Annotated in this window: 13 protein-coding genes; 2 read left to right on the forward strand and 11 right to left on the reverse strand. The window is 67.0% G+C overall.

The genetic code is table 11. The features are described from left to right. Positions 1-85: 85 nt before the first annotated feature. From IAE37_RS22105 to IAE37_RS22135, 7 genes are all read right to left on the reverse strand, one after another. Positions 86-847, reverse strand: a complete 762-nt coding sequence (locus IAE37_RS22105; RefSeq protein WP_201176984.1) for an ABC transporter ATP-binding protein — start codon at positions 845-847, stop codon at positions 86-88. Further along, positions 844-1,905: a FecCD family ABC transporter permease gene (locus IAE37_RS22110; protein WP_201176987.1), complete on the reverse strand. Its 1,062-nt coding sequence runs from the start codon at positions 1,903-1,905 to the stop codon at positions 844-846. The genes IAE37_RS22105 and IAE37_RS22110 overlap by 4 nt, the downstream gene beginning before the upstream one ends. Beyond that, a complete protein-coding gene (locus IAE37_RS22115) occupies positions 1,902-3,017 on the reverse strand; it encodes an ABC transporter substrate-binding protein (protein ID WP_201176990.1) in 1,116 nt (371 codons plus the stop codon). The genes IAE37_RS22110 and IAE37_RS22115 overlap by 4 nt, the downstream gene beginning before the upstream one ends. Positions 3,018-3,134: 117 nt before the next feature. Beyond that, a complete protein-coding gene (locus IAE37_RS22120; RefSeq protein WP_201176993.1) occupies positions 3,135-4,145 on the reverse strand; it encodes a zinc-dependent alcohol dehydrogenase family protein in 1,011 nt (336 codons plus the stop codon). Between the two features lie 106 nt (positions 4,146-4,251). Then, on the reverse strand, positions 4,252-4,842 hold the full coding sequence (locus tag IAE37_RS22125) for an HAD family hydrolase (protein WP_201176995.1): 591 nt from the start codon (positions 4,840-4,842) through the stop codon (positions 4,252-4,254). Further along, entirely contained in the window at positions 4,839-5,708 is an 870-nt protein-coding gene (gene tesB / locus IAE37_RS22130; RefSeq protein ID WP_201176998.1) for an acyl-CoA thioesterase II, read from the reverse strand. The genes IAE37_RS22125 and tesB overlap by 4 nt, the downstream gene beginning before the upstream one ends. A gap of 89 nt (positions 5,709-5,797) precedes the next feature. Then, positions 5,798-6,370 carry a GNAT family N-acetyltransferase gene (locus IAE37_RS22135; protein ID WP_201177000.1) on the reverse strand — a complete coding sequence of 191 codons (573 nt, stop codon included), beginning with the start codon at positions 6,368-6,370 and terminating at the stop codon, positions 5,798-5,800. Between the two features lie 191 nt (positions 6,371-6,561). On the opposite strand from IAE37_RS22135, the gene IAE37_RS22140 reads away from it, so the two are divergent. Together IAE37_RS22140 and IAE37_RS22145 are read left to right on the forward strand one after the other, a co-directional pair. Further along, positions 6,562-7,476: a histone deacetylase family protein gene (locus IAE37_RS22140; protein ID WP_201177002.1), complete on the forward strand. Its 915-nt coding sequence runs from the start codon at positions 6,562-6,564 to the stop codon at positions 7,474-7,476. Positions 7,477-7,625: 149 nt separating this feature from the next. Next, positions 7,626-8,867: a TIGR03862 family flavoprotein gene (locus IAE37_RS22145; protein WP_201177004.1), complete on the forward strand. Its 1,242-nt coding sequence runs from the start codon at positions 7,626-7,628 to the stop codon at positions 8,865-8,867. A gap of 119 nt (positions 8,868-8,986) precedes the next feature. On the opposite strand, the gene IAE37_RS22150 is transcribed toward IAE37_RS22145, so the two are convergent. The 4 genes from IAE37_RS22150 to IAE37_RS22165 form a co-directional block, all read right to left on the reverse strand. Then, positions 8,987-10,318 (reverse strand): DEAD/DEAH box helicase, encoded by a 1,332-nt coding sequence (locus IAE37_RS22150; RefSeq protein WP_201177006.1) that lies wholly within the window; start codon positions 10,316-10,318, stop codon positions 8,987-8,989. Positions 10,319-10,373: 55 nt separating this feature from the next. Next, complete coding sequence (gene yedA, locus IAE37_RS22155) at positions 10,374-11,285, reverse strand: drug/metabolite exporter YedA (RefSeq protein WP_201177008.1); 912 nt, start codon at positions 11,283-11,285, stop codon at positions 10,374-10,376. A 191-nt stretch (positions 11,286-11,476) separates the two neighbouring features. After that, complete coding sequence (locus IAE37_RS22160) at positions 11,477-11,956, reverse strand: LabA-like NYN domain-containing protein (RefSeq protein ID WP_133330296.1); 480 nt, start codon at positions 11,954-11,956, stop codon at positions 11,477-11,479. Between the two features lie 63 nt (positions 11,957-12,019). Further along, on the reverse strand, positions 12,020-12,796 hold the full coding sequence (locus IAE37_RS22165) for a DUF2076 domain-containing protein (protein ID WP_201177010.1): 777 nt from the start codon (positions 12,794-12,796) through the stop codon (positions 12,020-12,022). Between the last annotated feature and the right edge of the window lie 75 nt (positions 12,797-12,871).

The following is a 12,871-nucleotide window of genomic DNA, read 5'->3' on the forward strand; positions in this document are numbered from 1 at the left end:
TTCGGCGCCCCGATAAACCCGCTCCTACAGTCCGGTGTAGGAGCGGGTTTACCCGCGAAAAGGCCGGCACAGGCAGGCACAAACCTCAGGCCAACGCCCGATCCACCAGCACCTGTAACCGCCCCTTTGAACAGCGCTCGACCCGCGCCTCTACGCCATACACCTGCGCCAAAAGCTCAGGCTGGAGTACTTCCCCCGGCGCCCCACACGCCACCACCCTACCCTCGCGCAGCACCACCAGCCAATCGGCATGCGCCGCCGCCAGGTTGATGTCGTGCAACACCGCCACCGCCAGCAACCGATGCGCCACCACCCGCTCACGCACCGCGCCCATCACCCGCAACTGGTAATGCAGGTCGAGCGCGCTGGTCGGTTCATCCAGCAGCAATACCTGCGGGTTGCGCGCCAGCAACTGCGCCAGCGCCACCAGTTGCCGCTGGCCACCCGACAGGCTATCCAGGCCACGATCGGCGAGCGCCTCGATACCCAACTGGCGCAATGCCTCGTAAGCTCGCCCGAGCAAGTCGTCCGAGGCGCTCACGCGCAGCGCCGCGACGATGCTTTCCAACACCCCCAGGGCAATTCCCGGTGGCAACTGCTGGGGCATGTAGGCCAGGCGCCGGGAGCGTTCGGCGAAGCCCAGCCGCGTCACGTCCTGGCCATCCAGGTCGAGCGTGCCGCTCATCCGCTCCAGCCCCGCCAGGGCCCGCAACAGTGTCGACTTGCCGGCCCCGTTCGGCCCGACCAGCGCCACCAGGCTGCCCGCCGGCAACGTCGGCAGGCTCACCCCGTGGAGGATCTGCCGTGCGCCATAGGCGACGGCCACGTCATCGAGCGTCAGGCTCATGCTTTTCTCCCCCGCCGGAACACCAGCACCACGAACACCGGCACGCCCACCAGGGCAGTGACGATCCCCACCGGCACGATCACCCCCGGCAGGATCAGCTTGCTGGCGATCGACGACAGCGCCAGCATCAATGCCCCCACCAGCGCGCTGGCCGGGAGCAGGAAACGCTGGTCCTCACCCACCAGCAAGCGGGCGATATGCGGCCCGACCAGGCCGACGAAACCGATGGTGCCGACGAAGGCCACTGCCGTCGCCGACATCAGGCTGATGCGCAGCAGCGAGGCAAAGCGCAGGCGACGGGTATCCACGCCGAAACTGCGCGCACGGTCCTCGCCCATGCGCAGCAAGGTCATGGCCGGGGCGGCGCGCAGCGAGAACGGCAGCACCACCAGCAACACCAGGGCGAGGATGCCGAGCTTCTGCCAGTCGGCTCGGGCCACGCTACCCAGGGTCCAGAACACCAACTGCTGCAGCACGTCTTCGCTGGCCAGCAACTGCAGCAACGACACCAGCGCATTGCAGCTGAACACCAGGGCGATGCCGAACAGCACCAGGCTTTCCACCCCGGCCCCGCGCAAGCGCGACATGGCCTGCAGCAGCACCACCGACAGGCAGGCGAAGACGAACGCCATCACCGTCACCTGTGCGCTCGGCGCCAGCCAGGCCACGCCCAGCGGATAAGCGATGGCCAGCGAGGCGCCCAGGGCCGCCGAAGACGAAACCCCAAGGGTGAACGGGCTGGCCAGCGGGTTGTCGAGGATCGCCTGCATCTCGGCACCAGCCAGCGCCAGCGCGGCCCCCACCAGCACCGCCATCAGCGAGTACGGCAGGCGTACGTTCCAGATGATCACGCGCTCGGTGGCACTCAGCGTCGCCGGGTCGAAGACACCTTGCAGCAGGCGCCCCAGGCCCATGCCCGAAGCGCCACTGGCCAGGTCGGCCAGCACCGCCAGCAACAGCAACAATGCCAGGCCCAGCACCAGCCAGGTCCGCCGCCAGAGCAGGCGGCGGTACTGCCCGGCGGCGAACTCCGCGCCATCGAGAGCCTGTGCGGTCACTTGGCGTCGACCCAGTACTGGCCGTCCAAAGCGACCTTGAGCATGCGGTTGATCTCGCCCATGGTCGCCTGTGGGTCGACATCCTTGAAGCGCTCGGGGTGCACCCAGCGGGCCATGGCTTCGACCGCGAGGATGTTGAACGGCGAGTTGTAGAAGTCGTGCCACAGGCCGTGGGCCTGGCCGGCCTGGATCGGCCGCAGCGGGGCGAACTCGGGCCGCGCGGTGATCCTGGCCAGGCTCTGGCGGGCGGTCTCGGTCGAGACCCCGGCGCCCAGCAGCACGCCCGGCGCGCGATTGCCGGTGGCGATATACACGTCCGGGTCGGCTTGCAGCACGTATTCGACACTGACGTCACCCAACGCCCCCGGCACCACGTCGGCGCCGATGTTGTGCCCACCCACGGCCTCGACCACGCTGCCCAGGCCGCTCTTGCCGGTGGTGTGCCCTGGCGCCTGCCAGACACCGGCCAGCAGTTCGAGAAACACCTTGGGCCGTTCGCTGTCCTTGAGCCCGGCCACCCCGTCGGTGATGTGCTTGAGGTGGCGGTCGTAGAGGCTCAGGTATTGCTCGGCTTCGGCTTCACGGCCGAGCAGCTTGCCCAGCGCCTGCATGCTCACCCGGGTATTGCGGATCGGGTGCACGCGAAAATCGATGAACAGCACCGGCACCCCGGCCTTCTCCAGCAGGTCGGCCACCGGGCTGTGCTGGGTCGGCCCTTCGCCGGCGATGCTGAAGACCGCCAGGTCGGGTTTGAGCGCGAGGATCTGCTCGGCACTGACGCTCTGCTCCGAGGCCTGGCCGATCAGCGGCAACTTGGCCACCTGCGGGTATTGCTTGGCGTACACCTGGTAGGTGTGAGGGTCGAGCAGGCGCATGTCGTTCTGCCAACCGACCACCCGCTGGAAGGGGTTGGCGCGGTCGAGCAACGCCAGGGCGAAGAACAAGCGGCCCTCGCCGAGCACGATGCGCTGCGGCGCGTGGTCGACCTCGACCTTGCGCCCGAGCACGTCGGTCACTTCCACGGCATAGACATTGCTGGAGAGACTGCCGCAGGCGGCCAGCAACAACAGGGCAGACAGCAGGCGCTGCCGGATAACAGAAAGCAAGCACATCGAGGGAAATCCCCTTGAAGAGAATCAGTCGCATTTGAAGCGAGCCATTCTAGTCGTGGGCATTCCCTGCCGATGTGCGCAAATGTATTGGCTTGTCGGGCAACCGTTACAATCGCCTCACCACGTCAGGCAGATCTTGCCGAAATGCCGGTTGCTCTCCTGGTAACGGAAGGCCTCGACGATCTGCTCCAGCTCGAAGTGCTTGTCCACCACCGGCCGCAGCCCATTGGCGTCGATCGCCCGGACCATCGCCTGCTGTTGCGCGCGGCTGCCCACCAGCACGCCTTGCAGGCGGATCTGCCGGACCAGCGCCTGCACCAGTGGCAACTGCCCGGCCACGCCGGTGAGGATGCCGATCAGCGACACATGCCCGCCGATCCGTGCGGCGGTCATCGACTGCTCCAGGGTCGCCGGACCGCCTACTTCGATCACATGGTCGACGCCGCGATCGCCGGTGAGCTCACGCACCTTCTCGCCCCAGGCCGGGGTACTGCGGTAGTTGATCAGGTGGTCGGCGCCAAGGGCCTTGAGGCGTTCGAGCTTGGCATCGCTGGACGACGTGGCGATCACCGTGGCGCCGGCCAGCTTGGCGAACTGCAAGGCGAAGATCGACACCCCACCGGTGCCTTGCACCAGCACGGTATCGCCTGGTTTGAGGTGATCATCGCTCATCAGCGCGCGCCAGGCGGTCAGGCCAGCGGTGGTCAGGGTGGCAGCCTCGGCGTGGCTGAAACCCTGCGGCGCCACGGTGAAGGATGTGGCGCGGGCGGTGACCTGTTCGCGGGCATAGCCGTCGATGCCGTCGCCGGGCACCCGAGCAAAGCCTTCGACATTGGCCTGGCCGTCGAGCCAATCGGGAAAGAAGGTGCTGACGACGTTATCGCCTACCTTGAACTCGCTCACACCGGCACCGACGGCGATCACTTCGCCGGCACCGTCGGCCATGGGAATACGCCGCTCGCTCGGCCCCCACATGCCGCTGACCACGGCGAAGTCGTGGTAGTTGAGGGAGCTGGCGTGCAGCTGCACGGTGATCTCGCCGGCCTTGGGCGCTGGGGCCTCGCAGGTGCCGACTTCGACCTTGTCGTAGCCGCCGCCGGGTTTCACGTAGATGGCCTTGCTGGTCATGGCTGGAGTTCCATTGAGGGGGAAGACAAGGGTTCAGCATAGCCAGTGCGGGCCTCTTCGCCGCTGCGATTTACCCGCGAAGAGGCCCGCACTGGCTACCCGAATGTCAGCCCAACATCCCCTGCAACGCCCGGCAATCCGCCGCATGCCAATCCGCCAGCTCAGGCCACGGATTGTCCGGCAGATTCACCAGCACCGTGCGCGTCCCGGCTGCCCGCCCGCAATCCAGGTCGAAACGATAATCCCCCACCATCACCATCTCGCTGGTTGCCACGCCCCAGGCATCGGCGATCTTCAGCAAACCATCCGGGCTAGGCTTCGGCGCCGCCTCGTCACGCCCGAGGATATGCTCGACCGGGAAACAATCCGCCAGGCCGATGGCCTCTAGCGTGACATGCGCCAGCTCCCGCGCATTGCGCGTGAGGATGCCCAGGCGGCAACCCCTCCCGGCCAGCTCGCGCACCAATGCCACCGCGCCATCGGCGGCGGTGGAGGCCACCGCCAGGTCGCGCTCGTGCTCCAGCAGCCAAGCATGCTTGGCCGCCGCCTGCTCGGCCGGCAGGGCCGCCAGGTGGGTCAGGATGTCGTCCTCAGGGGGAATGCCAAGGGCCACGCGAATCGCGGCGAAGTCATGCACCGCCACGGTCAGGGTGCCGTCCATGTCGAACACCCAGTTACGGATCTGGCCGAGGCTCATGCCCAGTCCTTGCGATGACGGATCAAGCCTTCCTGGGTCGACGACGCCACCAGCTTGCCGGCGCGGTTGTAGATGCTGCCGCGGCAGAAACCCCGGGCATTGCCGGCCCAGGGGCTGTCGGTAGCGTACAGCAGCCAGTCGTCGGCACGCAGGTTGCCGTGGAACCACAGCGCGTGGTCGAGGCTGGCGATCTGCATGTCGCGGTGCCACACCGACTTGCCGTGGGGCAGCAGCGAAGTGGTCAGCAGGCCGAAGTCCGAGGCGTAGGCCAGCAGGTACTTGTGCAGCGCCGGCACGTCCGGCAGCACGCCATCGGCGCGGAACCAGGCGTACTTCACCGGGTCGCCCGGCTTGGGGTTGTAGGGATCGCGCTCGGTCACCGGGCGGATTTCGATCGGCTTGGCGCACAGCACCTTGTCACGGATGCGCTCAGGCAGCAGGTGGGCCATGGGCTGGGCCAGCTCGACCTCGGTCGGCAGGTTTTCCGGGCCGACCACGTCGGGCATCTGCGACTGGTGTTCGAAGCCCTCCTCGTCGTACTGGAACGACGCGCTGAGGGTGAAGATCGTCTGGCCCTTCTGGATGGCCGTCACGCGGCGAGTGCTGAAACTGCCGCCATCGCGCACGCGGTCCACCGAATAGACCACCGGCAAGGTGGCATCGCCCGGGCGCAGGAAATAGCCGTGCAGCGAATGCACGTGGCGCGCATCCTCCACCGTCTGGCTGGCCGCCGACAGCGACTGGCCCAGCACCTGGCCACCATACAGTTGGCGGAAGCCCAGGTCCTGGCTGCGCCCACGGAACAGGTTCTCCTCGATCGACTCCAGGCTCAACAGGTCGACCAAGTCGTCCAGCACATGACTCATTGGAAATTCTCCTCGCTAGGCATCACAGCACGACTGCGCTCACAGGGGCGAATGATACAGGGTTTGTCATTGGCGCCGCGCATGCCAGGTCATTCAGTGCGCAGGGTCTGCTCCCAATGGGCGCGGTCCATGCGGTAGAGCACATGGGGGCGCAACGGGTGGCCACTGGGCAGGCGCGGGTGCTCGAAGCTGCCTGCGAGGTCCTGGACCATGCCGATGGCCTGCATGACCTTCTGCGAGGGCAGGTTGGCCTCGGTAGTGAACGACACCACCTGCTCCAGGCGCAATTGGGCGAAAGCACAACGCAGGCAGGTCCACGCCGCCTCGCTGGCGAAGCCCAGGCCCCAGTGGCGTCGCGCCAGGCGCCAGCTGATTTCCACCGCAGGGGCGAAGGGCGCCTCGAAGTTGACGTTGAGCAGCCCGGTCATGCCGATGAAGGCGCCGCTGTCGGACCGTTCGAGCGCCCACAAGCCGAAACCGTATTCGTTGAAATGCCCGCGAATACGGCCGATCAGCGCGGCCGCTTCCAGCCGCGTCAGGGGGGCGGGGAAGTAACGCATCACCTGTGGGTCGGCGCACATCGCGGCGAACTCGCGCAGGTCGTCATCCTGCCATTGGCGCAGCAACAGGCGGGCGCTGTGCAGCTCGAGGATGGGGCTCATCGACAGGCTCCGTGGGCATGTGCTCTGAGTTTAGTGGAGAGTGTGGGATTGGGGGTGTTCGACGGGAGAGGTGTGCTGCGGCTTCTGGCCCACACCAGCCACCCACCCACACACCTAAAAACCCTGCCGCACCATGGCACCCACCCGACACAACTGGCAAGATCAGCGCTGGCCCCCGTTGCGAATACCCCATGCCGTTGCCGCTGATCTACCACGACGACTACAGCCCGGAGTTCCCCGCCGAGCACCGCTTCCCCATGGACAAGTTCCGCCTGCTGCGCGACCACCTGGTCGACAGCGGGCTGGTCAGCAACCAAGCGCTGCTGCGCCCGGAGATCTGCCCCAACGACATCCTCGCCCTGGCCCATGACCGCGACTACATCGAACGCTACATGAGCGGCGAGCTATCGCGCGAAGACCAGCGCCGCCTCGGCCTGCCCTGGAGCGAGGCCCTGGCCCGGCGCACCGTGCGCGCGGTCGGCGGCTCGCTGCTCACTGCCGAAATGGCCCTGCAACACGGTATCGCCTGCCACCTGGCCGGCGGCACCCATCACGCCCACTACGACCACCCGGCCGGGTTCTGCATCTTCAACGACTTGGCGGTCATCAGCCGCTACCTGCTCGAAGCCGGCCGCGTGCATCGGGTGCTGATCTTCGACTGTGACGTGCACCAGGGCGACGGCACCGCGCGCATCCTCCACGACACCCCGGAGGCGATCACCGTGTCGCTGCACTGCGAGCAGAACTTCCCGGCGCGCAAGGCCCACAGCGATTGGGACATTCCACTGCCACGGGGCATGGGCGACGCCGCCTACCTGAAGGTGGTGGACGATGCCCTGAATTACCTGCTGCCGCTGTATCGCCCCGACCTGGTGCTGTACGACGCCGGGGTCGACGTGCATAAGGACGATGCCCTGGGCTACCTGCAACTGACCGACGCGGGCCTGGCCGCGCGCGACGAGCAAGTGCTGCGTCATTGCCTGGGGCGGGATATCCCGGTGGTCGGCGTGATCGGCGGTGGCTACAGCAAGGACCGCGAAGCCCTGGCACGACGCCACGGCATCCTCCACCACAGCGCGGCCCGCGTCCTAGGTTGTTCACAATGACTGTGGAACCGCTTGTGGATAACCTGCGGGAAAGCCGCTGCAACCCTCGGCTAGCCTGGGCTGCAGAATACTGATCGTTTTTTGTACAGTGCTTCCGATGGCCGCGCTGGGCTAGAATACCGACTCTTTTCCACAGCCTGCCGCCCACCATGTCCGATCAGCCACCCGCATCCCCTCCCCTCGCCGTCGTCATCGGCGCCGGCCCCGCCGGCCTGATGGCTGCCGAAGCCCTGGCCCAGGCGGGCCTGGCGGTACAGGTGTTCGACGCCATGCCGTCGGTGGGGCGCAAGTTCCTGCTGGCCGGGGTGGGTGGCATGAACATCACCCACTCGGAAGCTTATCCACAGTTCGTGGCGCGCTACGCCGAGCGCCAGGGCGAGATCGACGCCCTGTTGCGCGGCTTCGACGCCGAGGCCCTGTGCCAGTGGATTCACGGCCTGGGCATCGATACCTTCGTCGGCACCTCGGGCCGAGTGTTCCCCACCGACATGAAGGCCGCGCCACTGCTGCGCGCCTGGCTCAAACGCCTACGCGACAGCGGCGTGGTTATCCACACCCGCCATCGCTGGCTGGGCTGGAGCAGCGACGGCAGCTTGCGGATCGCTTATCCACAGGGCGAACTGCAACTGCGCGCCGACGCCGTGGTGCTCGCCCTCGGCGGCGCCAGCTGGGCACGCCTGGGTTCGGATGGCGCCTGGCAGCCCGTGCTGGCCGAGCAGGCTGTGGATATCTCACCGTTGCGGCCGAGCAACTGCGGGTTCGAGGTCGAGGGCTGGAGCGCCGTGCTGCGCGACAAGTTCGCTGGCGCGCCGTTGAAGAACATCGCCTTGGGCATGCCGGGCAGGCCATCGCGCAGGGGCGAGTTCATTCTCACCGCGCAAGGTGTCGAAGGCAGCCTGGTGTATGCCTGGTCGGCACCGCTGCGCGACGCCATCGCCCGCGATGGGCAGGCGACACTGCTGCTCGACCTGCTACCGGACAAGCCTGTGGATAACGTTGCCAAAGCGCTGGCCAGGCCGCGTGGATCGCGCTCGATGGCCAAGCACCTGCAAGGGCAGCTCGGTCTTGATGGGGTCAAGGCGGGGTTGCTGCGTGAACTCACCGATGCAGCGACCTTCGCCGACCCACAGGCGTTGGCGCAGGCGATCAAGGCGTTGCCCATTACCGTGGTGCGCACGCGGCCGCTGGACGAGGCGATCAGCAGTGCCGGCGGCGTGCGATTCGAGGGCCTGGATGCCGGGTTGATGCTGAAGGCGATGCCGGGGGTGTTCTGTGCCGGCGAGATGCTCGACTGGGAAGCGCCGACCGGCGGGTATTTGCTGACGGCGTGCTTTGCCAGTGGGTTGCGGGCTGGGCGGGCTGCAGCCGATTGGCTGAAGTACCGAGCCTGACGCCGCCCCCTGTAGGAGCGGGTTTACCCGCGAACACCGGCGGAGCCGGTGCCAGGCACCGCGTTGCATTGTTCGCGGGTAAACCCGCTCCTACAGGGGGGGCGGGGTGAGGCTTGGGTTCATGGCTTGCGCTTGCGCGGCCCGCCATTGAAGCTCGGCACCTTGCGCACCGCTTTGACCGGCGGCGTGGCAGCGCCAGACTCTTCGCTGTCCATCCAGCGCCCCAGGCCACGCTTGGCGCTGTTTTCCTTGGGCTTCTTGGGCTTTTTCGGCTTCTTGATCACCTGGCCACTGGCATCGGTCATCGGCACTCGGTGATCGGGAATGAAATCCGGCTCTTCATGACGCGGCAGGGTCTGGCGAGTCAGGGTCTCGATGGCCGCCAGCAATTGCACCTCATCGGCGCACACCAGCGAGATCGCCTCGCCCTTGTTGCCCGCCCGGCCGGTACGGCCGATGCGGTGCACGTAGTCCTCGGCGACGATCGGCAAATCCAGGTTGACCACCAGCGGCAGGTCGTCGATGTCCAGGCCGCGGGCGGCGACATCGGTGGCCACCAGCACTTGCACCTCACGCGCCTTGAAGCTGTCCAGGGCGCGCTGGCGCGTGGCCTGGGGACGGTCGCCATGGATGCCGTCGGCATTCACGCCCTCGCCCATCAGGCGCTCCACCAGCTGGTCGACGCCATTGCGGGTCTTGGCGAATACCAGCACCTGTTTCCAGCGCTGCTTGCGCAGCAGGTGGCAGAACAGGTCGGCCTTGCGCTTCTTGTCCACAGGCACCAGCCATTGCTTGACCGTGGTGGCGGCGGCGTTGCGCGGGCTCACTTCGATACTCAGCGGGTCGTTCAGCGCCAGCCCGGCGAGCATGCGGATCTGCTCGGAGAAGGTGGCCGAGAACAGCAAGGTCTGGCGCTTGCGCGGCAAGGCGGCATACACGGCCTGCAGTTCCTCGGCGAAGCCCAGGTCGAGCATGCGGTCGGCTTCGTCGAGCACCAGGGTCTGCACCTGGTTGAACTTGATGGCGTTCTGGCGGAACAGGTCGAGCAACCGGCCTGGGGTCGCCACCAGCAGGTCGACACCACGGCGCAGGCGCATCATCTGCGGGTTGATGCTGACCCCGCCGTACACCGCGTAGGTGCTCAGGGGCAGGTTCTCGGCGTACTCGCGGATATTGGCATGGACCTGCTCGGCCAACTCGCGGGTCGGCACCAGCACCAGGGCGCGAATCGAATTGCTGGCGACCTTCTCGCCCTCAAGGGCCAGGCGCTGCAGCACCGGCAGGGCGAAGCCGGCCGTCTTGCCGGTGCCGGTCTGGGCCGCGGCCATCAGGTCGCGACCGGCCAGCACGGCAGGGATGGCCTGGGCCTGGACCGGGGTCGGGGAGTTGTAGCCCAACTGCTGCAAAGTGCGCAGCAGAGGTTCGATCAGGCCGAGTTTGGCGAAATTCATGGCAATACCGTCAGGGGGTTCAGCGAAGGCGGCAAGTTTACCGCAATGCCCTGCCCTACTTGCAGATTTCCCCTTGCAGCGGCTGCGCCGGGCGGCGCCACTGTGGCAGGCCGATCAGCACCACCGCGCTGATGATCACCGCCATGGCCAGGCACTCCTCGGCACCGATCCGCTCGCCGGCGAAGGCGATCCCCAGCAGCACCGCGACCGCCGGATTGACGTAGGCGTAGCTGGTGGCGGCAGCCGGGCGCACGTGCTTGAGCAGGTACATGTAAGCGCTGAACGCCAGGATGGAGCCGAACAGCACCAGGTAGGCCAGTGCGCCCCAGCCGGCAGCGCTGGGCATCTGCGTCATGCGCTCGCCCGACACGGCGCTGCCGATCAACAGCACCGCGCCACCGACGAGCATTTCTGCGGCACTGGCCATGGGGCCGGCGGGCAGCGGCAGCGACTTGCTCCACACCGAGCCAAAGGCCCAGGACGCTGCGGCGAACAGGATCAGCGCCGCGCCGACAGGGCTGGCCTGCAGGTTCGAGCCCAGGTTGAGCAGGCCGATGCCGACCAGCCCAAGCGCGATGCCGGCCCATTCCAGGCGCGAGTTACGGTGGCCGAACAACAAACCGAACAACAAGGTGAACAGCGGTACGGTCGCCACTGCGAGTGCCGCCACGCCCGAAGCGACCCCTGCATGCTCGGCAACGGTCACACCGCCGTTGCCACAGCTCAGCAGCAAGAAGCCGATCGCCCCCGCTGCCCGCCATTGCGGCCAGGTTGGCGCGGGCACGCCGCGCCAGCGCAGGAACGCGTAGAGCAGCCCACCTGCGAGCATGAAGCGAACGCCCGCCATCAGCATCGGTGGCCAGGACTCTACGCCGATACGGATGAACAGGTAGGTGGAGCCCCAGACGAGGTACAGGGCTAGGAAGGCGCCGATTAGCAACAGCGGGACGCGGCGGGAGGCAGGCATGGCAGGGGTACTCTGAAATCCGTTTACGGGTGCCCCAGTTTAGTGCGCGGGCGGTGCAAAAATTAGTTACAAAAGTGGAGTAAAACACCGGCACACTTTGGCTGTATTGCGGGGGATGGCACCGGCTAGGCCGGTGTTCGCGGCTGAAGCCGCTCCTACAGGGAGGGCGGGGGATGGCACGTATGAGCAGGTCAATGGCGCAGCAGCAAGCGGCCCTCGATTGGGACGTAGCGGCTGGCGGCGCGGATCAGCGACAACGCCGTCAGGCCCGGCACGCCATACACCACTGCCTCGGTGCCGTGACGCTGGATCACCCGCTCGAGCAACAGGTCGAAATCGCCATCGCCGGAAGCCAGCACCACCTGGTCGACACGGCTGGCGGCGTCGATCACATCCAGGGTGATGCCCACGTCCCAGTCGCCTTTGGCCGAGCCGTCGCTGCGCTGGATGAACGGCTTGAGCCGCACCTCGAAGCCCAGGTTGCGCAGGATCTGCTGGAATTGCTGCTGCTTGCTGTCGCCGCGGTCGATGGCATAGGCGAAGGCCTCGACGATCTGCCCTTCGCGGCTGACGTCGGCCCACAACGCGGTGTAGTCGAAATGGCAACCGTGCGCCTGGCGCACGGTGTAGTAGAGGTTCTGCACATCGGCGAACAACGCGATCTTCTTCACGACATACCCTCGGCAGAATGGGGCGCGTCGCGCCCCGAAAATGCCCGCAGTATGCCAGAGCCGTCAGACGTAGGAGTCGTCGTCGGAGAAGAAGCCGCCATCATCGTTGCCGTAGTCGCTGTCGTAGCCATTGTCGGCATAGCCACCCTGGTCGCCCCAGCCGCCATTGTCGGCGACCTGCTGCTGACCTCCCTGGTCCTGCCAACCGCCACTGTCGCTGGCCGGCACCGGCTCTTCCTTGATCACCTCGACCACTTCCTCGGGCTGCGAATGGTGGTTGAACAGGCTGCTGATGCCTTGGGCCAGCAGCACGCCGCCGGCCACGCCAGCCGCCGTCTGCATGGCGCCACCGAGGAAGCTGCTGGCACCGCCACGGGCCGGCGCGGCGCCGAAACCGGGCTGCTGGGCCTGGGGAGCGGCGTAGCCAGGGGCGGACGGCTCACGCCAGCCACCGCCGGGCGCCATTGGGCGCGGCGCCTGGGGTTGAATTTGAGACTGCGCTTGCGCCTGTGGCTGCGGCGCCGGGCTACGCGAGCCGGAGCCGAACAGCCCGGACAGGAAGCCACCGCCGCCGCTGCTGGCCTGCCCACGGCTGGCCTCGGCCTGGGCGCGGGCCTGCTGCAGTTCGGCCTCGAGCTGTTTGTTCTGCTCGTCCAGGCGCTTGAGCGCCGCTTCCTGTACGAGAATCGCCTGGGCCATGTAGTACGGCGCCGCTGGCTGCTGGCGCAGGTGTTCCTCGATGCGTGCCTGGGCCTGGGCATCACGCGGCTGGCTCGGGTCTTCGGCTTGCTTGATGCGGCCGAACAGGCCATCGATCAGGGTTTGTTCTTCAGTGTTCATGGGCTACCTCATGGGCAAGCGGGACATCGGACACCGTCAAGATGGGGCGCGCGGGCAATGGATTCAATCATCCGA

The sequence above is a fragment of the Pseudomonas sp. S31 genome, from assembly GCF_016648105.1.
Taxonomy (GTDB): domain Bacteria; phylum Pseudomonadota; class Gammaproteobacteria; order Pseudomonadales; family Pseudomonadaceae; genus Aquipseudomonas.